This window comes from Flavobacterium succinicans, assembly GCF_001662485.1.
Taxonomy (GTDB): domain Bacteria; phylum Bacteroidota; class Bacteroidia; order Flavobacteriales; family Flavobacteriaceae; genus Flavobacterium; species Flavobacterium succinicans_A.
Genome location: NZ_JMTM01000053.1, coordinates 16,649 through 41,479 on the forward strand (window position 1 = coordinate 16,649; position 24,831 = coordinate 41,479).

A 24,831-nucleotide genomic window follows, 5' to 3' on the forward strand; every position below is an offset into this window, starting at 1 on the left:
TTCTTCCAACATATTGGTACTAACCATTTTATAGTATTTAATCTTGTAAAATTGCATTAAATCGTTTTGTAAAATCAATTGATACTTGATTTTAATTGATTTTAAAACACAACCCTAACTCTAACTGATTCGTTCTAAATGATAATTTCTCTTCGGAAGTATTAGTAATGTTTATACTATGACTAAAATTATAACCAAGACTTATAGCTCCAGAAGAGGAAAAGGCATATTTAGCAGCTAATCCTATTGAAGGTTCTAAAATTATTCCAGAAAATTCTTTTTGTTTCATCAGGCTATAATAAGTCCCGTTAATTTCCTGCTTCCCATAAACAAGAGTAGATGCATTCAAACCAATACCAGCTAGAATATCAAATTTCCTTTTAGGTTTGGTTTTGTTCGCCAACAAAGAATAAGACAATCCTCCGTGAATCCCTAAATAATGTGATTCCCAACGATATGAATCAGCTGTATTACTACCAATTGCATTATATTCATTAAACGAAACCCCATATTCATAAAAAAAATTTTTTATTCCTGTAGGCTTAACAAAACCAACTTCATAGAAACTTCCAGTTCCTTTCTGGATATCAGAATTTGATTGATCATTAGTGTCTTTATAGGAATACTTTGTGTAATTTTTCCCTGTGTTAAAATAGATTTCCTGAGAAAATAAATTTGCAGATACTAATAGTAAAAAAAGTAGTGAATGTTTTTTTATCATATTTTAATAATTTTAGTATAATAAATCATTGATGTTGAACGAAGTTGAACAAGGTATTCAGATTGTGGCAATTTAGGTAACTGTATTGTCAGAACTGAATTAGAGGGTTTACCTTTCTGCTTATTAACCAAGATACCAGCTATATCAAAAATATAAATTGATATTTCTTCGTCGATAGCTTGCAAAAATTGAAAATTAACGATGTCTTTAAAAGGATTGGGATAAGTTAAAATTTTTATTTCAGCATTCAGTTTGTCTTCTACATAAGCATTCCACAAACTTTGCTGAAAACCCTGAATAACAACTGGGTCTTTATTTGAATTTCCAATGACACTTTGCTGATCGATAGTTTGGCTAATTATATAGCCATCAGCGATTTGTTTAGTTGTTCCTTGAGCAGAAAGCATCTGATGATGTAAAACTTGCCCATAAAAAGAAACTGAGAAAAATAGGAGCAAATATTTCATAACAAAAAAATTTTATCGAATTTAACAAAAATTATAATACTAATTATCAATTGATTATGATTTTTTAAAAAAAAATTATGAAGTGTTTGCTATCAGAATTGGATATTTAAAATTTACAAATGTCACTCCTTTCTGAAAAAATTCAGCGAAGCCTTATATTATTTGGGGTTCTCAACCGAAGAGTTAGTAAAAAAATTATCGTTAAAAATTAATTTTTTTATTTATTCTTCGTCATTTTTTTTATAAAAAAATCTTTGTTTTTTATAAAAAATAACTATTTTTTTTTGAAATTTCAAATGAAAAATTAAGTTTTTTCTTTCTTTTAAAATCAAAAAAAGTCTTCTTCATCAATATTTTGAAAAAAAAATTCTTGATTTTTTTTTATAGTTTATAAAAACAACTAAATATGTTTTAAATGGCAACAAAATAGCGCATCTTATTGAATTACATCCATTTAATATAAAAAAAATAGATAGTACACCCAAAACAAACTAGCGAATTACAGCCTGCTTTTGAATAAAAACTTAAAACACACCATTAATTATTTAGCAAAAGCTAATGAATTATTTAAAATGGATTATTTTAATCCGTAATATGTTCGATGAAATTGTAAATCACTATCGGAAAAGGAAAGGTTTTTAATTGTTCAAAACTTACTCCATCAACCAAAACGTCACCAAGGGTCACTTTCCAAAACTTGACATTCAAATGTTGATGCGATAGTTTATGAACAATACCAATGCGATTCCACTCTTCGATACGATCTACCGAAGCTCCGAAAGAAAAATTGTTCTGAATCAAAGGCGCAATGGTTTCGAATCCTTCCTCTTGTTTAGTTTCGATCAATGGAAATTCATATAAGTTGTGCCAAATACCCTTATCTGTTCGCTGTTGTATTTTGGTGTTTCCATATTTATCAGTTACTACTATATAATTAAAGTAGCGATGTCTCACTTTTAACTTTTTAGATTTTACAGGTAACTCACCTACCCATCCTTTTTGCAAAGCAACACAACTGCTGTTAAAAATGCAATTTTCACAATTTGGACTCTTAGGTACACATTGCAACGCGCCAAACTCCATTATCGCTTGGTTAAAAAGCGCAGGTTGGTCTTTAGGCAACAATTCTGCAGCCAAAGCAGTAAACTCTTTTTTGGTTTTACCTAAACTTATATCTGATTCTATTCCAAAATACCGAGACAACACCCGAAAAACATTGCCATCAACCACAGGTACAGGTTCATTATAAGCAAACGATGCAATTGCTGCTGCTGTATATTCACCAACCCCCTTTAGTTTCAAAAGGCCAGAATATGAATTCGGAAAAACACCGCCTAATTCACTTACTATATATTGTGCGGTTTGATGTAAATTCCTTGCTCGTGAATAATAGCCTAATCCCTGCCACAATTTCAACACTTTTTGCTCATCGGATTGGGCCAAATCATAAATTGTAGGAAAAAATTCTAAAAAATTAGAAAAATAAGGCATTCCTTGAGCAACACGCGTCTGTTGAAGAATTATTTCTGAGAGCCAAATTGGGTATGGATTAGTAGTATTTCGCCATGGCAAATCTCTCTTGCTTTGTAAATACCATTGAATTAAGGAGTTAGAAAATGTCATTGTAAATTATTTGTAAGCAAAAGTAAAAGTTTATGTAATTAAATTTTAACGAATTAGGTTGAATTATTGTTTTTTAAATTCGTATATTTGCAACCTCAAAAAAAATAGTACAACATATTAAAAAGGAAAGAAAATGACGAAAGCAGATATCGTAGCGAAGATTTCAGAAAAATTAGGTCTTGAAAAAGGAGATGTTCAAGCAACAGTTGAGACTTTTATGAATGAAGTTAAAACTTCATTAGAAACTGGAGACAATGTGTATCTAAGAGGTTTTGGAAGTTTTATTGTAAAAACTAGAGCTGAAAAAACAGGAAGAAATATTTCTAAAAACACCACTATTAAAATCCCTGCTCACAACATTCCAGCTTTTAAACCAGCTAAAGTGTTTGTAGAAGGTGTAAAAACAAATAACGAAGCAAAATAATCTATTAATTAATCATAAAATCTTCAGGATATGCCAAGTGGTAAAAAAAGAAAGAGACATAAGGTAGCGACGCACAAACGTAAAAAAAGAGCGAGAGCTAACCGTCATAAAAAGAAAAAGTAGTTTTAAACTACTTTTTTCTTTTTAAAAGTTCATTGAAATTTGAATTTCAGACATTAGATTTTAGACTTCAGATTGCTGCTTAAACTGCATACTGCCCTCTGAATACTGCCGACTGAAAATTCATCCGGGTCAAACCTGTAAAATATTGTTTAATCCATCCTTACAATTCAGTTATGAGTTATAAGTTATGAGTTATGAGTTGTAAAACTGAAAACTGAAAACCGAAACTGAAAACTTTAACGTATGGATAAAAATGTACAGCGTGAATAAAGAATTAATTATTCGTTCTAGTTCTGATGCCGTAGATTTTGCCTTATTAAAAGATGGAAAACTAATTGAATTACACAAAGAACAAGAAACAAGCAACTTTCAAGTAGGCGATATTTTTATTGCCAAAATAAGAAAACCTGTTGCTGGACTCAATGCAGCTTTTGTAAATGTTGGCTACGAAAAAGACGCCTTTTTACATTATCATGATTTAGGTCCAAACCTTGCTTCCCAACTGAAATTCATAAAACTTGTAAGCGCAGGTAAAATAAAGGATTTCTCCCTAAAAAACTTTCAGTTTGAAAAAGAGATTGATAAAGATGGTACCATTACTGATGTTTTGAATGCCAATCAATCTGTTTTAGTACAAGTAGTAAAAGAACCGATATCAACCAAAGGTCCAAGAATTAGTGCAGAGCTATCCTTGGCCGGAAGATTTATCGTTTTGGTCCCTTTTTCGGATAGGGTTTCTATTTCTCAAAAAATAGAAGACAAAAAAGAAAAAGATCGACTAAAAAAACTCGTACAATCCATCAAACCAAAAGGCTTTGGCGTTATTGTTCGCACAGTAGCCGAAGGCAAAAATACAGCCGAATTAGAAAAAGATTTGCAGAACCTGCTCAGCAGATGGACTGCAATGTGTAAGAAATTACCAACTGCTCATCATCCGTCAAAAGTGTTAGGCGAGCTCAACAGAGCCTCCTCTATCCTTCGCGACGTGTTTAATGATACCTTTAGCGGTATTCAAATAGATGATGAAGAGTTGTACCAACAAACAAAGGATTATTTGCAAGAAATTGCACCATCCAAACAATCAATCGTAAAGTTTTATCAATCGAAAGACACACCAATCTTCGAGAAATATAACATAGAGAGACAAATCAAAACATCTTTCGGGAAAACGGTTTCCATGAGTAAAGGTGCCTATTTAATCATTGAACATACCGAAGCCCTTCACGTTATAGACGTTAATAGCGGTAATCGTTCAAATAAGGCTACCAATCAAGAAGACACCGCCATGGAAGTAAACATGATCGCCGCAGCCGAAATCGCAAGACAATTGCGTTTGAGAGATATGGGCGGAATCATTGTAGTTGATTTTATCGACATGGCCAATCCCGAAAATCGCAAAGTTTTATTCGACTTCCTCAGAGAAGAGATGAGCGATGATAAAGCCAAACACAAGATCTTACCTCCTAGTAAATTTGGATTAGTTCAAATCACTAGACAAAGAGTAAGACCAGAAGTCAACATCAAAACTCGTGAAGAGGATCCTAATAATGAACATGGCGAAATTGAAGCGCCAATTTTAATCATTGACAAAATCACTTCCGATCTAGAAAGGCTTCTAAAAACCCACAAAAAAGTAGTACTCAATGTACACCCTTTTGTGGCTGCTTACCTCAGTAAAGGTTTTCCATCATTGCGTTCAAGATGGTTTTTTGAACACAAAAAATGGGTGAAAATTATACCACGTGACGCTTACACGTATTTAGAATATCATTTCTACGACAAAAAAGGAAATGTTATTACAGACTAAAACAAACAAAACCGCTTTTCGTAAGATTAGCGGTTTTTTTGTGCTTTTTTTGGCCACAAATTCACAAATTATAATTGATTCTAATTCGTCAATTTTCTTTTTATACTTTTAAAATTCAAAACGTTAAGTAGGAGTTATTTACTTCGTCAGTTCGCTCCGCTCGTGTCTAGCTAGGGCTTTTAGTTTTCACATCATCAATTACTCTTTTACAATCTCTATTTTTCTTCGAATTTCGTTTCCAAATTCATCTACAACCGTTATGTAATGAAACCCTGTCGTTGCCGAAATAGGCATTTCATGAAAAGTTTTTGTACTGCCCTTGAACACTTTATCAACGTACCAAAACAGCTTACTTTCTCTTTGAGAATGGGCTACTTTTAAAATCACAGGCTGAACTTCACTATTGAAATTCTTCGTAAGATAGATTTTGCTATTGGTTTTCGGATAAATAAAATCCATTGTTGCCGTTTGCATTCCCATACAATCATTTCGATATGGTGGCAAGGGTAAATATTCTATATGCTGACTTTTGTAGTACCAAGCCATTACGGGTGGCAAAATGAACCAGTTTTTGGTCACTATATTTTCAATGTTTTCGCAACTGCTGTTCACTTGAAATTGCAATGTTTTATCCAAATGCACCGTTTTGTGATACGGACAAATGGAAGTGTTTTTCCCTTTCTTCGGAACGAGTTGTTTTATTTTCGGGCAACCGTCTTTGGCCAAATGACCACTCAAACGACACACCTCAACCTCTTCTAAATCCTTAAATGGTGTATCAAACCATCGTTGTCTAGGTAACAAATTAAAGACATCAAACAAAATCGGTGCTGCACTGCTAACTCCCGTTAAGATTGGCCTACCCTCACCTGTTGCATTCCCAACCCATACGCCTACAACGTATCTCGCATTGGTGCCTATCGCCCACGCATCACGATTCCCAAAACTTGTTCCCGTTTTCCAAGCAATTTTGAGTGAACTGTCGTAGAACTTCCAAGCCTCATCTCCTTCAGGGCGATTGACTTGTTCCATGGCATTATAGGTAAGCCAAATCGATCCGGCTCCCAAGATGTTCTTTTGCTTGGTTTCATCGCCAAAATCAACTTGAAAAGCATCATCATAGTTTAATTCGGTAAATTCATTGGTTCTATATTGCCCTTGATTTGCATTAAAATAATTCAAAGTGGAAGATAAACCTGCGTAAGTTCGGCACAAATCCCATAAATTACTTTCGGCACCACCTAAAATAAGCGACAAACCATAATGGTCTGGTGGTTTTGAGATATCCCGTAATTTAAATCGCTGTAATTCTTCATAAAATTTAGTGACCCCAAAATCCTGTAACATCAATACAGAAGGAATGTTCAAGGAACGAGACAAAGCCCGATGTGCTGGAACTGCTCCATCAAAAGTCAGGTTGAAATTCTGAGGCGTATAGCCCGCAATTTGTGTTGGAATATCAGCCACTAATGTATTGGGCAACAACTCGCCATCATCGAGCATACCGGCGTATAAAAGCGGTTTCAGAATACTTCCGGTACTTCTTGGCGCATCAATAATATCCACGTCTTTTTGATGATTGCCATCTGTAGGTGAGTTACCCACATAGCTCATCACTTTTCTATTGGACACATCAATTACCAAAATAGCCAAATTATGCACCTCATTTTGCTTGTATTGGTTGTAATAATACTTTGCAATTTGATTGACTCTGTTTTGTAACCCAATTTCTATTGTTGTTTTCACCCGAGTTCCTTCTTGATTCTTGGCCACACGTTGCAATAAATGCGGAGCAATTTGAGGTAAATCATACGGTTTTTGAGGCAAAGGTTCGGCTATCGAGAGTTCGTAAGTTTGCTGATCAATTATTCCTTCTTGATTTAATTTCAACAAAAGTCGGTTGCGCTTGCTTAATAATTTGATTTGGTTCTTTCCTGGATAAATCAAACTAGGCGCATTGGGCAAAACGGCCAAGGTTGCGCTTTCTGCCCAAGACAATTGATGGGATTGCACGCCAAAATACCGCCAAGAAGCCATTTCCAACCCTACCACATTTCCTCCAAACGGAGCGTGAGCGGCATATAATTCTAGAATTTCATTTTTAGAATAACCTAATTCTAATCGGGTGGCGAGAATGAGTTCGATTATTTTCTCAAAATAAGTTCGGCCTTTGCCATTTCTGGATAAACGAATGACTTGTTGTGTCAAAGTACTTCCGCCACGAACGACTTTGCCGGCTTGCCTATTTTGCTGAAAAGCATTGACCATCGCCACAGGATTGAATCCGGGGTGTTTATAGAAATATTCGTCCTCAAAATAGACAATACATTTTTTAAACTTATCGGGAACGCTATCTTGCGCAGGAAATCGCCATTGTCCATCGAGGGCAATTTTAGCGCCAAGCAATTCTCCTTCCTTGCTTTCAATCACGGTAGAATACGGCTCTTGAAACAAAGTTCGTGGCAACGAAAAATAATAAACCACCAACAGCAAAAAAGCTATTGATGATTTAATTTTATTCGTTTTTATCCAATTGATGATGCGTTGCAAGAACGCTATTAATTTGTTTTTCAAAGTTATTTTATTTAACCGCAAGGGTCGCAAAGTTATACGCAAAGTTCGCGAAGAATATTAATATTTAATATTGGCCACGGATTGCACAGCTTAAACAGATTAAGTCTGATTTTTTACTTCAGGACAAGACACATTAAAATTTCAATCAGTGTAAAATCCGTTCTATCTATATCATCCGTGGCCATTTTAGCCTCTTCTATTTCACCACTTGAACCCAAAATCCTTTGGTTCTTGCCAAAAAGGTATTGTCATACATCGCTTCGCATTGCAATCCTGGTAGATAATAGGTTCCTAGATATGAGGCATTCAGCAATATTCTAAACGATTTGGTTTCACCCGATTTTAAACCAAAATAAAAATTGGTTCTATCATCGCGAATATCAATGTAATCCGCAACGTTATTAGTTGCATCACCATAGTCTGTGAAACGAGTATTTACAATTTCGAAACCTGAAGGTAGAATTTGCGACAAGGCTACATTTTCTACGCGCTCATTTTTCTGATTTCTAACCGTTACCTCAGCGATGAATTCTGTTCCTTGATTGATTTTAGAGACATTAATAATGCTTCCTTTTCTGTTCTTGAAAACAATAGAAGCCGAAGCATTGCTTTGAATCGCTTTTTCTTGTCCAATTGGAAGAATTCCTGTATTCAGCACACGAACAAATAATCTATTTTTTTGGTTGTTCTTCAAAGTCACACTATTCGAACCTGCTTTGACCACCAGACTTCGATCAGCGATGGTTTTCATCGTTTTAATTGATTGCGATTTTCCGTCTTTACTGAACTGCACATCGATTCCTCTCGGACCATTGCTCACGGAAAATTTAGCCATTGCATACAAACCATACGCTGTAGTTTGCGTGCTCATCCATTGATCACTAGACATATTTTTGGCCAATTTTGTTGCCATTGCAAATGCTTTTTGCTTTTGTCCAAGCAATAACAATGTTTCGAGAGCCATGGCACGATTTCTATCAGCGGAACCATAATAGTAATAATTATAATTGGAAGCATCATTTATAGAAGTATTTAACAACAACGACAAACCTGCTGCTTTTTGTCCCGCCAATACATAAGCCGAAGCCAAACGCAATTTACTTTCGTTCGAGATTCCTTTGGTTTCACGCAATCTATTCATCGAAGACAAATCAGGAGCTCCCGCCAAAGCCAAAGTGTACAAACGGTAGGACTGTGCTAAATCATTGCCATAACTCGGCTCAAATCGCCATTGTTTGGCTTCTTTTTGCTGATACGAAATCCATTTGGTTTTGAAATTGATTGGCAAGAAATACCCTTTTTTCTCTGCTTCAATCATAAAATGTCCCGCATACGAAGAGCCCCAATCATCGGCAACGGTGCCTCCTTGCCAATACGATAATCCGCCATTCGACAATTGAAAACCTCCTAAACGCGAGATTCCTGCCGTGATATTTTTTTGAATTAATTGCTGACGCGTGGCATCCAAATCGACAATCTCATTTAAGTACAATTGTGGAAAAACAGACGAGGTCGTTTGCTCCACACAACCGTGAGGATATTGAATCAGATATTGTAATCGTCCATTCAAATTGATGGTTGGCATTGAGGAAACCTCCAATTTTGCTTTATTACTACCCGCAACACCAAATGTTTTCCAAGAAATTGTTTTAGAACTGTTGGGTTCCAAAATCACATCGGTAAACGTATTGGTCACTGGATTTGGATTGGTCATATCAATTTCTACATCATACACGGATTTCTCCTTGCCAGAAGTTGCCACAATTTGCACTTTCCCAATTCCGGTTAGAGCACCTACAGCCAAATTGAAATAAGCCATTTTTTCGTCAGGTTGTGCAAAAGAAAGTCTTTGAGTGGCACTGCCAATAACTTTTAACCCATTATTCGTCTTAACCTGAACGGTAACGTTTTTGATGTTTTTTTCCATAGCAAAAACAGTCACCGGAATCGTAACTTTCTCGGATGGAGAAATCTTTCTAGGCAATGAAGCCAACACCATCAAAGGACTACGAACTGGAGTCGCCTTTTCGACACTTCCATACGCACTTGTAGTTGCATCGCCAGCCACAATCATTGTTTTTACAGAACCAATGTATTTCGGTAATTTCACTTGATGGGTTTTGGTTTGTCCTTTTTCTAATTTAAAAGGTCCCATATAAATTACAACCGGTTTAAAACGATTGGCTTTTTTGGCTTTTCCACCGCCCAAATCTTGGTCACCACCAATACTGAAAATCTGATTCACTTTTCCGCCATACGCCCCAATCACATCATCGTAAATGTCCCAAGTTTTTACGCCCAAAGCTTCACGAACATAGAAACTATCCCAAGCATTTGGCGCTTTGAAACGGGTTAAATCCAATAAACCTTCATCTACAATAGCAATGGTATACGTCATTGCTTTTCCAGTTTGTTCACTCACTTTTAAAGCAAATGATTGTTCAGGACGTAACACATCTGGCATTACTAATTTGGGAGCAAGAATGGTGTTTTTATCAATCACTTCGATTGGTACAATTCCATACATACGGATTGGCAAATCATTCTTGGTTGTAGCATGTGGTTGCAACAGCGTAATATTAAAATAAACATTCGGTGCCATCGCAGCAGTAATCGGGATAGTTACTTTGGTTTCTCCTTTTTGGGTCTTAGCCCAAAGGGTTTGTACTACTTTTGATCCGTTTTCAATAGAAATAAAAGCACGACCTCCTTCGCTAGATGGGAAAGAGATTTGTGCCTTTTCGCCCACGGCATACTTCTCTTTATCTGTAGAAAAAATCAACATGTTGGCCGTTGAAGCATCCGTGTTTTTGGTTTTTCCAGACCACATTGGCCAATCGATATTTACAGTCAATGCTGTTGCGTGACCTCCAACCGCATCAGTAACTCGAATTAAGTAACGCCCCCACTCTTCATCCGTCAAGGCAAATCGAACGTTTCCTTTTCCATTGGCATCTGTGTTTATTCTAAAAGTTTTATACGAAGTCGTAGCATCATCAGCGTTATAATTCGATAAATTATCACTTGATGCATCCCACCACCAGCGCCATTCTACTTTGTAAACTTTGACTTCTAGATTTTTAACTGCTTTTGGTCTTCCGTTTTCATCTACGGTAACGATATCAAATTGATTCATTTTACGGGTTTCTAACATTCCGTATTTGTTAGGTTCAGGTGATTTGATCCCGATATAAGTGTTATACGGAGAATAAGTCGTCGCCATAACATCGGTGCTAAAATCACCGCCTTCTTCATAGACTTTGGTAATAAACGCCGCTTTCAGCATTCCTGGTGCTTCTCCTTGTATTTTGGGGTCTATTGTTACATTCGCTTTTCCGGTAGCATCCAATTTACCTGAAAAAACGGTAATTTCTTCGGTGCTGAATTTTCGAACCAAATCATCAAAAACATACTTTTCATAGTTTTTGAAAGTCGTGATTTGTTGCGAAAATTTGGCTTGCATTTCAACATTCAAATTTTTGGCGACCGCTCCGTGAAGCCACGCTACTTCTAGATTACTCGTATTGGGATAAGAAGAAGAAAGTACAGCTCGTTTGAAACTGTTTTTAATTTTTAAACGATTGGGTTTGATGGTTTCGATTTTAATGCTTTTATAAAATTTTGCTCCTCCCACGCTAACCATTGCTTCCCAATTTCCGGTGGGCGCATCACTTTCAGTTGGAACAGTAAACGCATAATGATGCCACTCATTTGCTTTTTGCACCGTTTGATAGGTTACTTTTCCATTTGGATCGGCTAATCGAAATTTTATAGGATGTCCCAACGGAATTTTATTCGAAGCATCATTCAAAATGAAAGACAAATACAAATTATCTCCAGGTCGCCAAACGCCACGTTCTCCATAAATGAATCCTTTGAGACCTTTTTGCAAAGTCTCGCCAGATACGTTAAAATTACTTACCGATAAAGAATGCCCATCATCAAGTTTTACATAAGTGGACTGCGTTCCGTAAGTCACAATCGCAAAATAAGCAAAAGTATCCAGCTGAAAACTAGCAATTCCTTCGCTACTTGTTGCTCCAGTTGCCAATTTTTGTTGCTGAAAACTGTACAAATCTACTCTTGCATTTGCAATGGGTTCGGTGGTAATAATATTGCTTACGGCAAATAAATACGATTTATTTTCTCCTCTTTTGGCAATTACACCCACATCCGATGCTAAAATATTCGTTCCTATTTTGGCATTATAAAAATAGGAACTTGTACATGGATCCTGACTTTCTCTCCATTCATAATCGTCATAATAGTAATCATCATAAGGGTTTTCACTGTAATTTACATCTTTTTCCTCTATTTCTTCTTCCTCTACATTTTCACTTTCGTCACCAGATGAAGCGTCGCATTTATATAAAGAATACGCCTTTTTATACGAAAACTCTACCCTGTAAATAGCGCCTGGTTCTGGCGTTATAATCTTGGATAAATCCAAAGCAAATGTGTTCCATTTACTCAGATTAACCAAGCCATGTTCGTTAAGATTGAGTGTCGATTTGGCGATAGGTTGCGCTACTCTTTTCAGATTTCGTGCACCATTTAATTCATTATCCTGCAAAAATTGAAGTATGTTGTTTTTGTATATCTTGTATACCTTTACATCGACAGCACTTAGATTTGCCGCTTCAAAGTTGAGTTTTAGATTACTGGAACTTGGTAAGATCGTTCCATTTTTGATAAATCGAACATTGGGTTTTATTTCATCAAACGAAATTTTTTCAGCATAATTCTCGTTCAATTTTTTCCCATATTCGCTTTCGATGCCTTGAAACACCTCTAAGAGTAATTCTCCAGTGAGTTTTTGAGAAACATCAACAGCTTCGGTTGCTACGACTTCTACAATTTCTTGAGATTTTTCAACAACTGTAGTGTCTGAAACCACAACTGTAGAGTCAGTTACAATACCTTCGGAAACCGGCTCAGTAAGCACTTCAACTGGTTTTTCTATAACTTTCTCTTTGCTAAAATAAATCTTCAACACGTTTCCTTGTGCAGAAAACTTTAAATTATTTGTATTTTGAATCGCCACCAACCCTTTAAAATCCTGCCCTTTTTCGAGTGGCTCAGAAAAATTGATGGACAAAGATTGATCGTCTCCTTCTTGTATTTCGGTCTTAACTACTTTGAATTCATTCAGGGCAGTAATTGGAAAATCGATGGTTCCTTTTTGATCTATATCAAAATCGCTTCCATCATAAGCTATCTCAAGATTACTTTCAGCAGCTAATCTTTGAATGCTATCAATTCTGAACTTAAATTCTTTCCCAACTGTGGTCGATTTTTCAAAAACCAGCTGTAAATTCTCTCCATTATGTTCGGCTTCTACTAATTTTTTTGCAGTTTCTAAATCAATATTGTCCGCAGTTTTCAACACACAATTCAAATATTGGTAGTCTTTACTATACGATTGAACGTCGAGTGTGTTAACGATGAAATCCTGTTTAATGGTTTTTACCGTAAAATTGAAATTGGAAAGCTCCTTGTTTTTTTCTGCTACTTTTGGATGTAGCTTATCCAAATGCAAAGTCACTTGGTATTCCGTACCTGATTCTAATTTTTTTTCAGGAATAAAAGCGATGGTATTGTTCGAAAGCGCGATCACTTTTCCATCAACACTTGGAGAAATATTGAATAAATCATCATCTAAAACCTGATTTACCTTCCAATTATTTTCTTCGAATGCCAAAACCACCCGAATATCCGATTGTGCCGAGACAATTCCACCCGTAAAACTGACGATATACTCTTTGAATAATGAAAAATCAGAATTAAAATCGGCAGCCGATTTTCTTCCACACGCTTGAAACAGAAAAAACACACAAAACACATAAATTAATCCTTTTACTTTCACTTTTATCTAGAGTTAATGGGTTATAAACTAAAATTATAGCAACATTTTGCAAATAAAACGATAACTGCAAAAGCGCTATTATATTGTAGTAAAAGTATCGTTTTTAATTTATTATTTTAGGTAGTAGATTATTTAGCGATAAATTATTTCGAAAAGTCTTTTTTGGGAGCTATTTCCAGCTATCCACTCTATCTTTTCCTGCCTAAAGAAGGCAGCAAAAGGATGCCGTTACTATCTGGGCTAGGGTTTTAAGATGTTCAATTACTTTCTTTTCTCAGCAAAAAACCGCTTCATTAAATCAGCCGCTTCTTCTGCTAAAACACCTCGGACCACAGTAGTTTTGGGATGCAATTGAGTGCCCATTTTTTCATATCCTCGATGCGTATCACTGGCGCCAAAAACAATTTTAGCAATTTGACTCCAATACAAAGCTCCTGCGCACATTTGGCAAGGTTCTAAAGTCACATACAAAGTACAATCTTTCAAATATTTTCCGCCTAAGAAATTAGCCGCTGCGGTTATGGCTTGCATCTCGGCATGGGCGGTAACATCGTTGAGAAGTTCTGTCAAATTATGCGTTCGGGCAATGACTTTATCGGCCACAACAATAACGGCTCCCACAGGAATTTCGCCTTTTGCAAAAGCCATTTCAGCTTCTTGCAAGGCTTTTTTCATGAAATATTCGTCGGTAAAAGGATGTATCATAGTCAAGACCGCAAATTCGCAAATTAATTACTTTGTAAAACAACTTTTTTATAGAATGTAAAAATACAATTTCAAATTGTACCTTTGCTTTATGTCAGATAATTTACTTTCAAACATCAATTCCCCCATTGATTTACGCTTACTACATGAAGCGCAACTGCCTCATTTGGCACAAGAATTACGTGACTTTATCATCAATATTGTCGCCACCAAAGAAGGACATCTTGGTGCCAGTCTTGGCGTGGTTGAATTGACCATTGCGCTGCATTATGTATTTGACACTCCCAATGATTTATTACTTTGGGATGTAGGACATCAAGCCTATGGTCATAAAATCCTGACCGAAAGAAAAGCTGTTTTTCATACCAACCGTCGATTGAATGGTATTTCTGGATTTCCAAAAAGAAGTGAGAGTATTTATGATGCCTTTGGCGTAGGCCACTCATCAACCTCAATTTCTGCAGCATTAGGAATGGCGATTGCTTCCAACTTAAAAGGAGATTTCGAAAAACAACACATTGCCATAATTGGCGACGCATCCATAGCCTCAGGAATGGCTTTTGAAGGACTCAATCATGCAGGAGTTACCGACGCAAATTTATTAGTAATTTTGAACGACAACGCTATAGGAATCGACCCAAGTGTTGGCGCACTAAAAGAATATTTAACTGCGGTAAAAGAAGGAAAAAATCATCGACAAAACAATATGATTAAGTCTCTGAATTTTGATTATTCAGGGCCAATTGATGGTCATGATCTTACTACAGTTATTAAAGAATTAAAACGCTTAAAAAACGTAAAAGGCCCAAAGTTTCTTCATATTATTACCACCAAAGGTAAAGGACTACAACAAGCCGAAGACAACCAAGTGCAATACCATGCGCCCGGAAAATTTGATGCTTCAACAGGAGATTTACTGCCTAAATCAGAAGAGCATTTACCTCCAAAATACCAAGATGTTTTTGGCTTAACACTTTTGGATTTAGCCCAAAAGAATGAAAAAATCATCGGAATAACACCCGCTATGCCTTCGGGTAGTTCCTTGAAGTTTATGATGGATGAAATTCCAAGCCGTGCTTTTGATGTGGGTATTGCCGAACAACATGCCGTAACGCTAGCCGCTGGTATGGCTACGCAAGGCATGATTGTTTATTGTAACATCTATTCTACTTTTTTACAAAGAGCGTATGATCAAGTCATTCACGATGTGGCTTTACAAAACTTACCCGTTATTTTCTGTTTGGATAGAGCGGGCTTGGTTGGCGAAGATGGTGCCACCCATCATGGTGTGTTTGACTTAGCCTATTTGAGATGCATTCCCAATCTAATAATCTATGCTCCGTTGAACGAAATAGAGCTACAGAACATTTTGTATACCGTACAATTAGGAATCGACCAGCCTATAGCCATTCGTTATCCTAGAGGTAGAGGAGAATTCATCCAATGGAAATCGCCCTACAAAAAAATCCCTTTCGGAAAGGGCAATTGTTTAAAAGAAGGAACTGAAATTGCCATTCTTTCTACTGGAACCATAGGGAATAATGTGATAAAGGCAATAGATCAATTGGAAAATAAAACCTGCTTTGCTCATTATGATTTTGGCTTTGTAAAACCATTGGATGAAAAACTTTTACATGCTATTTTTGACCAATTTGAAACTATAATTACGGTAGAAGATGGAGCGATAACGGGAGGTTTTGGCTCTGCCATACTCGAATTTTCTGCTTCGAACAACTATCAGAAAACGATTAAAACACTTGGAATACCCGATACTTTTACTGAACAAGGAACGATAAACGAATTACAAAACGCTTGCAAAATTGACGTTAAAAACCTAAAATACTTTTTTTCAACCCACAAAATCAGTTAATTTGCATTTTTTAAAACGACAATAATGAAATTTTCATCAATACCACTTTTATTATTTATAATTAGTTTTTCTTTTCAAAGTTTTGCACAAGAAACTACAACGGTACCAGAAACTACGAACGACTCCATTATTCTTTTATCACCTACTGCTGGACCTACTTTTCGTCCTTTTGTAATTCCTACTTCACTGCCTCCAATAAAAGCGCCAACAATTCGAAAGACTTCTGTAAATACTTTAGGGATTTCAAACTGGATTAAAAAAAATAAACTAGGCTTTGATATTACACAGATAGCTTTTGTCAATTGGAATGCTGGGGGTACCAGTTCAATTTCTGGATTAGTTAAAGGGAATTTTACAAGAGTGTATACCAGAGAAAATTATAAATGGCAAAATGAATTGATTGTGCGCTATGGTCTCAACAAACAAGACGGAATTGAATTACGAAAAACAGATGATGCCGTTTTAATCAACTCTACTTTTGGTTATCGAAAAGACACTTTGACCAATTGGTATTATTCTGCAAAATTTAATTTTAATACACAATTTACAGACGGTTACTCTTATCCAAATAAAGAAGTGGCTATTTCTAGAGCTTTTGCTCCAGCATACGTGTTTATAGGTTTAGGAGCTGAAAAAATAGATAAAAAAAAGAATTACTCTTATTACATCTCTCCATTCACATCAAAAACAACTTTAGTTTTAGATCAAAGATTGGCTGACCAAGGTGCCTTTGGGGTAGACAAAGCCATTTATGATACAAATGGAAATCTTTTAGTAAGAGGAAAAAAAACAAGAACAGAATTGGGTTTATTGTTCACAGGCCAGATGAAAAAAGAGGTGTTCAAAAACATTAATTTAGACAATCGATTGACACTATACTCAGATTATATCAACAATTTCGGAAATATTGATATTGACTGGAATATACAATTTGAACTCGTAGTCAACAAATATGTAAAGGCTAATATTGGTACACATTTAATTTATGATGATGATATCAAATCAAAACGAGAAGAAAATGGGGTTCAAATTACCGAAGGCCCCAAAGTACAGCTAAAACAGGCTTTAGGAGTGGGTATCGTTTATGAGTTTTAGATACAAAAAAAATCCGTGTTACAACGGATTTTTTTATGCCCAATAAATTCTAACTTATTTAACAATTACTTTTTCAACATAATCTAAACCTACACCAGTTACCTTTATTAGGTACATCCCAGATTGCAAACTACTTAAATCAATTTGCTTTTGATTTTCGAATTGTTGGTTATCTAATTTTAAGACTACTCTGCCATTGAAATCAAGGACTTGTATATTGGCTAATCCGCTATATTGATCGATTTTTATTGTAATCCCTCCTTTGGTTGGATTTGGATAAATAGACATCACATTAAGGTTTTCAACATCATTTACAGCCAAAGTACAATTTGCTCCATTCGCAGGCCTAGTGAAATCTTCCGTCTGATCATTACCTTTAAATCGGTCACCTGATGAAGCATTAAGACCTAATCCTCTTGCGGCAAATACTTCCCAAATCATACAAAAATCCTGTCCCCCGGTCAACAACTGATCAGCCCTAATTATTGCATCTCTTGCCTCAACAAAAGTTGGTTGGCAAGGCTGAAGTTTAATTCCATCTAAAACAATCTTCATTACTTTATTGTTACCACCATTCCCATTGTATTTATTGGCATCAAAACCATATTTATTGATATAAGCCCATGATAAGTCCCATAAAATAGTAGCCCACACGGAGCCTACTCCATGAACAGAAGTTTTTTCTGCCCCATTTTCAAAATACTGAAAATTATTTGTTGTTGCAAAAGTCATAGGATTGATACTTCTATCTGTCGAATAAGGGTAACTTCTAATTCCTAAGCCATCTATTGGTTCCGAAGAGACAAAAGTTCCAATCCCTCTTTTTGCGCCAGGTGAATCTCCAGCTTTAATCTGCATCATTAGGGCAAACCAATCAGACCATCCTTCCCCCATTTGATCTGCATTGTTTAAACAACTTGAGTTATTACTTCCCCCAGCCAAACGTGTTGAGATACCGTGTCCATATTCATGTGCTATTATGCCATTATCAAAGTCACCATCGGCGTTAACAAAATTTAAGTCTGTGTCTAATTGAATTGTTAAATTTACCGCACCTGCAGCCATTTGATTGATAAGTAATTCTCCAACATCTTTCGTCACACTTATAGAAGGAATAGTTATGGCAACATCTGCTCCCGACATTGTTATCTCACCATCAACATTGTTAACAACAATAACTGCAGTTGCACCAGCAGTTTGTGCAGCTAACGTTTTAGTAACGAAATTGCACCCCCCTCTTCTTACAACAACAATTTTACCTGTCATTGCCGCAGCATTAGACGGAGCTACACATGCCTCTGATGTACCTCCTACACTATCCAAGTATAACACTAAATCAGACTGAATCAAATTAGGAGCAACTGGCAAGTCAACTTTTCCTGGATTAAATGAATTTTGTTTAGCAATATAAACTCCCGCAATACTTGCTGGCGAATTCACCTTAATTGGCTTTAACTGCGGTAGCTTATCCCATAAATACATTTGCATTCTTCCAGAAGTCCCATCCACAGGTGTTGAGAAGTTAGCATTATTTAACTTTATTTCTGTTGCCTGTGATCCATCCTGTGCTTCGGCTATAACAAAATCACCTGCTATTCCACCCTTGCCATAATTATTAGCTTGAAAATTCCCACTTACTTCATCAAAACCATATTGATACCAGACATCATGCATTATATTGTTCATATAAAACAAATTAGTGGTAGCCGCATCAATATATATTGGAGCGGGCACACTAGTACCTCCGTATAGAAAATCGAATTTTAGATCCGGCCCGCCATCAGGACTGTAACCTAAAGGACTGTTTGTACCATTAAAATCTTCTTTGGCCCATACATTATTTCCTCTGGTAATGGTATGTTCCGGACCAACAGCTCCATTTGTATCGTGCCAACCAAACGGCGATGCGGTGGCGTTCTCTACATTAGTTAATAACTTGAAAGGGCCATGATTAGGACTTTCAAACTCAAAAGGTAGAACTCTATAAGTTCCTGAATTAGCAACTACAGATTTTGGCGTATATATTTGATTATAAGCGATATCAAACACCGAAGGGTCAAACTTGTTTGATGTTACACCTTCTGCTTCATGATCAAAACTACAAGAGATGACAAAATCATTTTTTTCTAATAAATTTCCATTATCAGCATCAATCCTTACACTCCAAATATGATCGTGTTTAGGGGTATGAATCGTGTAATCCCACGCTAAAATTAAATTTCCCTCTTTGGTTTGATGATACACTAAATTAGCCAACACGGGCTCGGCTATAGTTAAGCCATTTGACACCTTGTATTTATTAAGGGCTGTTGTTTCTAGCAATTCAAACTCTTTGATTGGAACAATTCCTAATTGTGAATAGGCCTTTCTTAATCCTTCGGTTACTGATAAATTGGCTTTGGTAGTATTAGCCTTTTTGGAGATTCCTGATACCGCTCTTTGCTGAACTGCAATAACTTCATTATTTTTAATGGAGAAGTTTGAAACTGCATTGAAAATCTCAATCCCCTTGTAGCGCTGAACTACATAACAATTTTTAATTCCAGAAGTGGTAGCTCCTCCGTCACTTTGAATCACCCAATCAGAAAAATCGTCTTTGGAAAAAGTAGATTTTGATGTAGAAGCATTCAAATATCGTTGAATAATTTCTTTATTTGATTGAGAAAAACCAAAAACAGAAATTATAAATAAACAAAAAAGTAGAGTTTTTTTCATATTTTTTATTCAATTAGTAATAGAAACACAAAAATGTAACAAAACTAATTGATATCCAAAACTTTTAAAGCAAATCAACTCTATAACAGGTGTTAATTTTTTGCCGCTGTAAGTGTTTTGTATATCAATAGGGCATTACCATCGGTCAACATAGAAATATAATGACAAATGTGTAACAAGCGCTCGTATAGATTTTCTTTGTCGAGGTGGTGTTTTTCTGGAAGCATTTTTAAAATTAGTTGGTCGTAATTGGAAGCCTTGCCTTCAAATTTATTATTAAAAGCAACAATAAATTTATCCAAAAGCGTCTGAATAATTTGATATCCTACTAACTCTTTTTCTATCACTTCTCTACTCTGATAAATGTTCTTGACACTAATCTTGATGATATCATCCATTTGTGCTTTGTATTTGCTTTTATCCATTAACGCGAATGGAAAATTACCCGCAAGAATGTGGTTCTCGTTTTCGATAAAAACTTTTACAGCATCATTTATTAAACTTCCTATTGCCAAGGCGCGTAAGTAACTAATCCGATCTTCTTTGGTGCTCAATGTCTTGTATTTAGAAGCATCAATACTATCTTTTACCAATTTGATTAAATATTCTAAAGCAAAATCTTCCGAAATTAATCCCAAATTGATTCCGTCTTCAAAATCAATTATAGTATAACAAATATCATCGGCAGCTTCGACCAAATACGCTAAGGGATGTCTTTCGAAACCAACATTTGGAAGATCCTTATTCGGAATCATTCCCATTTCTAGAGCTACTTCTTGAAAAAAATCTTTATCGGTTTGAAAGAAACCATATTTTTTATCCGCAATATTTTTGGTAGGCTTTTTTGGTAAACTCTCTTTGGGATATTTCATAAAAGCACCTAACGTAGCAAACGAAAGTCGAATCCCTCCTTCGACTCCTGGACGAGAGCTATTCAATACAGAAAATCCATTAGCATTACCTTCAAAATCTACCAAATCTTGCCACTGCTTAGGACTCAATTGATTTTTATATTGTTGTCCTTTTCCAATTGAAAAATACTCTCCAATAGCTTTTTCACCAGAATGTCCAAATGGAGGATTCCCAATATCGTGTGCTAAAGAAGCCGCGGCAACAATGGCTCCAAAATCATTCATTTGATAGCCATGAATCTCTTGTAAGTGCGGATATTTTTCGATAATTTTTTTTCCAACCAATCTTCCTAAAGAACGTCCTACCACCGAAACCTCTAAACTGTGTGTCAAGCGAGTATGCACAAAATCAGTTTTAGACAATGGAATTACCTGAGTTTTGTCCTGCAAACTTCTAAAAGCAGACGAAAAGATGATCCGATCATAATCTACTTCAAACCCTAAACGGGTTTCATCTTGTTCGATTCGCAAACGCTTTCCTGTGTCGCCTTGACGTTTTAATGATAATAGTTGTTCCCAGTTCATTTTACTTTGTGCATGATTAGTTGTCAAATATACAAATACGATTGGTTTTATATTTCTATTCGGATAAATCCTGAGAGTGATTCGCAATAGCGTCTTGAATCACATTGTTTTTCACTGATTGGAGCAAATGGTTTTTGGCTTCAGCAAAAGTAAGGTCGTACAAACGTTCCATTTTTTGAAATTGTAAGGGATACTTTTGAAGTAATGAATCATAATATGAATCCAAAACGGCAGCGTTGGGCGCTGTAAACTCAAGTTGTAATTCAAAGCGACGCACTAAGGCCTCGTCTATCATTTGGATTTGATTGGTTGCAGCAATTAAAACAGAGCGACTCGGAAAACTATCAATCAACTGAATAATGGAGTTGACCACTCGTTTCATTTCTGTATTGTCTTTATTGTCATAATCTCTTATTTGTCCTAAAGAATCGAACTCATCAAAAAACAATACGGCACTTTCATACTGTACTTCTTTAAATAGCCCTTCGATATTTTTGGATGTTTCTCCTAATTTAGAAGAAACAATTCTTGACAAATTAACAATGATAAGTTTTTTATCCAATTTTTTAGCAATGGCTTTGGCAGTCATCGTTTTTCCACAACCTGTTTTGCCATAAAGTAACATTTTATTGGCTACTGGTAAATCATATTTTTCGAGTACTTTTCGAAATTGATACTCCTTCAAAAATTGATTAATTTGTTGTGAAACGGCTTCATTAAAGACAACATCTTCAAGGAGGACATTACTTCGGTCCGTAAAATATAATAAACTCAAGGGGATTGGATTAGAAGTTATAGCTGCAAAAGTATAAAAAAACAGCTATCGATTTGGATAGCTGTTTTCATTTTTATCGATGGATTTAATCAATTAAGAACCACACATTTCGCAGTCATCTGGTCCTGCATTTTTGGCCAATTCAATCATGGCTCTGTATTCTTCAGGAGTCATTTCTACCGTTTCGACCTCAACCGCTTCAAGAGGTCTTGCTTTAGGTTTACTTTCTGGAATTGCCTCTTCTTTTTTGTCATTATTCAAAGTGAACTTGATAGCGTCTACTGCTGCTTTGGTTCTCAAATAGTACATTCCTGTTTTTAATCCTGATTGCCAAGCATAGAAATGCATTGAAGTTAATTTAGAATAATTAGCATCTTGCATAAACAAGTTCAAAGATTGTGACTGGTCAATAAAATACCCTCTTTGACGAGACATATCGATAATATCTTTCATAGACATTTCCCAAACCGTTTTGTACAATTCTTTTAAATCCTGAGGAATGGCGTCAATGTTCTGAACTGAACCATTATTTCTCATGATTTCTTGTTTCAACGTTTCATTCCACAAACCACGTTCTACTAAGTCATGTAACAAATGTTTGTTAACAACTATGAACTCTCCAGAAAGTACACGTCTTGTGTAAATATTAGAGGTGTATGGTTCAAATGCTTCGTTATTTCCTAGAATTTGTGAAGTGGATGCTGTTGGCATAGGCGCAACCAATAGTGAATTTCTAACACCATGTTGCATAACTTCTTTTCTTAAAGACGCCCAATCCCATCTTCCAGATAATTCTTCGTCTTTTAGTCCCCAAAGATTGTGTTGAAACTCCCCTTGAGAAATTGGCGAACCTTCGAAAGTAGAATAAGCCCCTTCTTCTTTGGCCATTTCCATTGAAGCAGTAACCGCAGCAAAATAAAGGGTTTCAAAAATTTCTTGATTCAATTTCTTTGCCTCATCACTTGTAAAAGGCATACGTAACAAAATAAAGGCATCGGCCAAACCTTGTACTCCCAATCCAACTGGTCGGTGACGCATGTTAGAGTTTTCAGCTTCTTTTACCGGGTAGTAATTTCTGTCAATTACTTTATTTAAATTACGAGTTACTCTCTTAGTTACTTTGAATAACAATTCATGGTCAAATTTGCCATTTTCAATGAACATTGGTAAAGAAATAGAAGCTAGGTTACATACCGCAATTTCATCTTTAGACGTGTACTCCATAATTTCGGTACACAAGTTTGAAGAACGAATAGTTCCTAAATTCTTTTGATTTGATTTGCGGTTAGCCGCGTCTTTGTACAACATATAAGGCGTACCCGTCTCGATTTGAGATTCTAGAATTTTTTCCCATAATTCACGAGCCTTGATCGTTTTTCTTCCTTTTCCTTTGCTTTCATAATCAGCATAAAGGGTTTCAAATTCTTCTCCATATACATCATACAATCCTGGACATTCGTTAGGACACATTAAAGTCCAATGTGCATCTTCTTGCACACGTTTCATGAACAAATCCGAAGTCCACATCGCATAGAATAAGTCTCTAGCGCGCATTTCTTCTTTTCCAGTATTTTTTTTCAAATCCAAAAATTCAAAAATATCAGCATGCCAAGTTTCTACATAAACTGCAAAACTTCCTTTACGTTTTCCTCCTCCTTGATCTACATAACGAGCGGTGTCGTTAAAAACACGCAACATCGGAACAATTCCGTTTGAAGTTCCATTGGTACCGCGAATATATGAACCTGTAGCTCTCACATTGTGAATAGAAAGTCCAATTCCTCCAGCCGATTGTGAAATTTTAGCCGTTTGTTTCAACGTATCATAAATTCCGTCAATACTATCGTCTTGCATCGCCAAAAGGAAACAAGAAGACATTTGAGGTTTTGGAGTACCCGCATTAAATAAGGTTGGCGTCGCGTGGGTAAAGAATTTTTTAGACATTAAGTCGTAGGTTTCAATAACCGATTCTAAATCGTCCAAATGAATACCCACAGAAACACGCATCAACATGTGTTGCGGACGTTCAACTATTTTTCCATTGACTTTCAATAAATAAGAACGCTCTAAGGTTTTAAAACCAAAATAATCATAATTAAAATCACGGTTATAAATGATATGAGAATTCAAGAATTCAGCATTTTCCATGATTACTTTATGTACTTCATCAGAAAGTAAAGGTGCTTTTTGACCATTTCTTGGGTTTACATAATGATACATTTCGTTCATGGTTTCTGAGAACGATTTGTTGGTATTTTTATGCAAATTAGAAATAGCAATACGAGCGGCCAATTGTGCATAATCTGGATGCGCAATGGTCATTGAAGCAGCAGTTTCTGCCGCTAAATTATCCAATTCAGAAGTAGACACGCCGTCATACAAGCCTTCGATTACTCGCATGGCTACTTTTACAGCATCTACTAAATCATTCAAACCATAGCATAGTTTTTTAATTCTATCTGTGATTTTGTCGAACATTACCGGCTCTTTATGGCCATCTCTTTTTACTACGTACATAATTTTTGGTTTTAAAAAACAGCAAATCCCTTTGCTATTTTAGGGTATTTGTAATAATTGAATTGGGAAGCTAATCCCTTGAATGTATTGAATCGTAAGAGGCAAATGATTCC

At 35.9% G+C, this 24,831-nt stretch carries 14 protein-coding genes; 4 read left to right on the top strand and 10 right to left on the bottom strand.

The features are described from left to right. Window positions 1–91: 91 nt before the first annotated feature. From FLB_RS09040 to mutY, 3 genes are all read right to left on the bottom strand, one after another. A complete protein-coding gene (locus FLB_RS09040; RefSeq protein ID WP_064715640.1) occupies window positions 92–721 on the bottom strand; it encodes a hypothetical protein in 630 nt (209 codons plus the stop codon). Then, complete coding sequence (locus tag FLB_RS09045) at window positions 718–1,188, bottom strand: T9SS type A sorting domain-containing protein (RefSeq protein WP_064715641.1); 471 nt, start codon at window positions 1,186–1,188, stop codon at window positions 718–720. Before FLB_RS09045 ends, FLB_RS09040 begins: the two co-directional genes overlap by 4 nt. Before the next feature lie 582 nt (window positions 1,189–1,770). After that, a complete protein-coding gene (gene mutY, locus FLB_RS09050; protein ID WP_064715642.1) occupies window positions 1,771–2,811 on the bottom strand; it encodes an A/G-specific adenine glycosylase in 1,041 nt (346 codons plus the stop codon). A 133-nt stretch (window positions 2,812–2,944) separates the two neighbouring features. Between mutY and FLB_RS09055 the strand changes: the two genes are divergently transcribed. Together FLB_RS09055 and FLB_RS09060 are read left to right on the top strand one after the other, a co-directional pair. Next, the gene (locus FLB_RS09055; RefSeq protein ID WP_024981932.1) at window positions 2,945–3,235 is read left to right on the top strand and encodes an HU family DNA-binding protein; all 291 of its coding nucleotides are present in this window, start codon (window positions 2,945–2,947) and stop codon (window positions 3,233–3,235) included. Between the two features lie 385 nt (window positions 3,236–3,620). After that, a complete protein-coding gene (locus FLB_RS09060; RefSeq protein WP_064715858.1) occupies window positions 3,621–5,165 on the top strand; it encodes a ribonuclease E/G in 1,545 nt (514 codons plus the stop codon). A gap of 198 nt (window positions 5,166–5,363) precedes the next feature. Here the strand turns inward: FLB_RS09060 and pbpC are convergent, their stop codons facing one another. The 3 genes from pbpC to FLB_RS09075 all read right to left on the bottom strand — a co-directional run bounded on the left by pbpC (window position 5,364) and on the right by FLB_RS09075 (window position 14,310). Further along, window positions 5,364–7,739 carry a penicillin-binding protein 1C gene (pbpC, locus tag FLB_RS09065; RefSeq protein ID WP_064715643.1) on the bottom strand — a complete coding sequence of 792 codons (2,376 nt, stop codon included), beginning with the start codon at window positions 7,737–7,739 and terminating at the stop codon, window positions 5,364–5,366. 196 nt (window positions 7,740–7,935) lie between these two features. Then, entirely contained in the window at window positions 7,936–13,605 is a 5,670-nt protein-coding gene (locus FLB_RS09070; RefSeq protein WP_064715644.1) for an alpha-2-macroglobulin family protein, read from the bottom strand. Window positions 13,606–13,866: 261 nt separating this feature from the next. Next, window positions 13,867–14,310, bottom strand: coding sequence for a nucleoside deaminase (locus tag FLB_RS09075; RefSeq protein WP_064715645.1), 444 nt, complete (start codon window positions 14,308–14,310; stop codon window positions 13,867–13,869). Window positions 14,311–14,401: 91 nt separating this feature from the next. On the opposite strand from FLB_RS09075, the gene FLB_RS09080 reads away from it, so the two are divergent. Then, the gene (locus FLB_RS09080; RefSeq protein WP_064715646.1) at window positions 14,402–16,180 is read left to right on the top strand and encodes a 1-deoxy-D-xylulose-5-phosphate synthase; all 1,779 of its coding nucleotides are present in this window, start codon (window positions 14,402–14,404) and stop codon (window positions 16,178–16,180) included. Between the two features lie 24 nt (window positions 16,181–16,204). Then, window positions 16,205–17,275: a DUF3078 domain-containing protein gene (locus tag FLB_RS09085; protein WP_082923259.1), complete on the top strand. Its 1,071-nt coding sequence runs from the start codon at window positions 16,205–16,207 to the stop codon at window positions 17,273–17,275. Window positions 17,276–17,329: 54 nt separating this feature from the next. On the opposite strand, the gene FLB_RS09090 is transcribed toward FLB_RS09085, so the two are convergent. The 4 genes from FLB_RS09090 to FLB_RS09105 form a co-directional block, all read right to left on the bottom strand. After that, window positions 17,330–19,990 (bottom strand): T9SS-dependent M36 family metallopeptidase, encoded by a 2,661-nt coding sequence (locus FLB_RS09090; RefSeq protein WP_064715647.1) that lies wholly within the window; start codon window positions 19,988–19,990, stop codon window positions 17,330–17,332. A 92-nt stretch (window positions 19,991–20,082) separates the two neighbouring features. Beyond that, window positions 20,083–21,426, bottom strand: coding sequence for a deoxyguanosinetriphosphate triphosphohydrolase (locus tag FLB_RS09095; protein WP_064715648.1), 1,344 nt, complete (start codon window positions 21,424–21,426; stop codon window positions 20,083–20,085). 55 nt (window positions 21,427–21,481) lie between these two features. Beyond that, the gene (locus tag FLB_RS09100) at window positions 21,482–22,201 is read right to left on the bottom strand and encodes an AAA family ATPase (protein ID WP_064715649.1); all 720 of its coding nucleotides are present in this window, start codon (window positions 22,199–22,201) and stop codon (window positions 21,482–21,484) included. Between the two features lie 93 nt (window positions 22,202–22,294). Beyond that, entirely contained in the window at window positions 22,295–24,718 is a 2,424-nt protein-coding gene (locus FLB_RS09105; RefSeq protein WP_064715650.1) for a ribonucleoside-diphosphate reductase subunit alpha, read from the bottom strand. Window positions 24,719–24,831 lie beyond the last annotated feature (113 nt).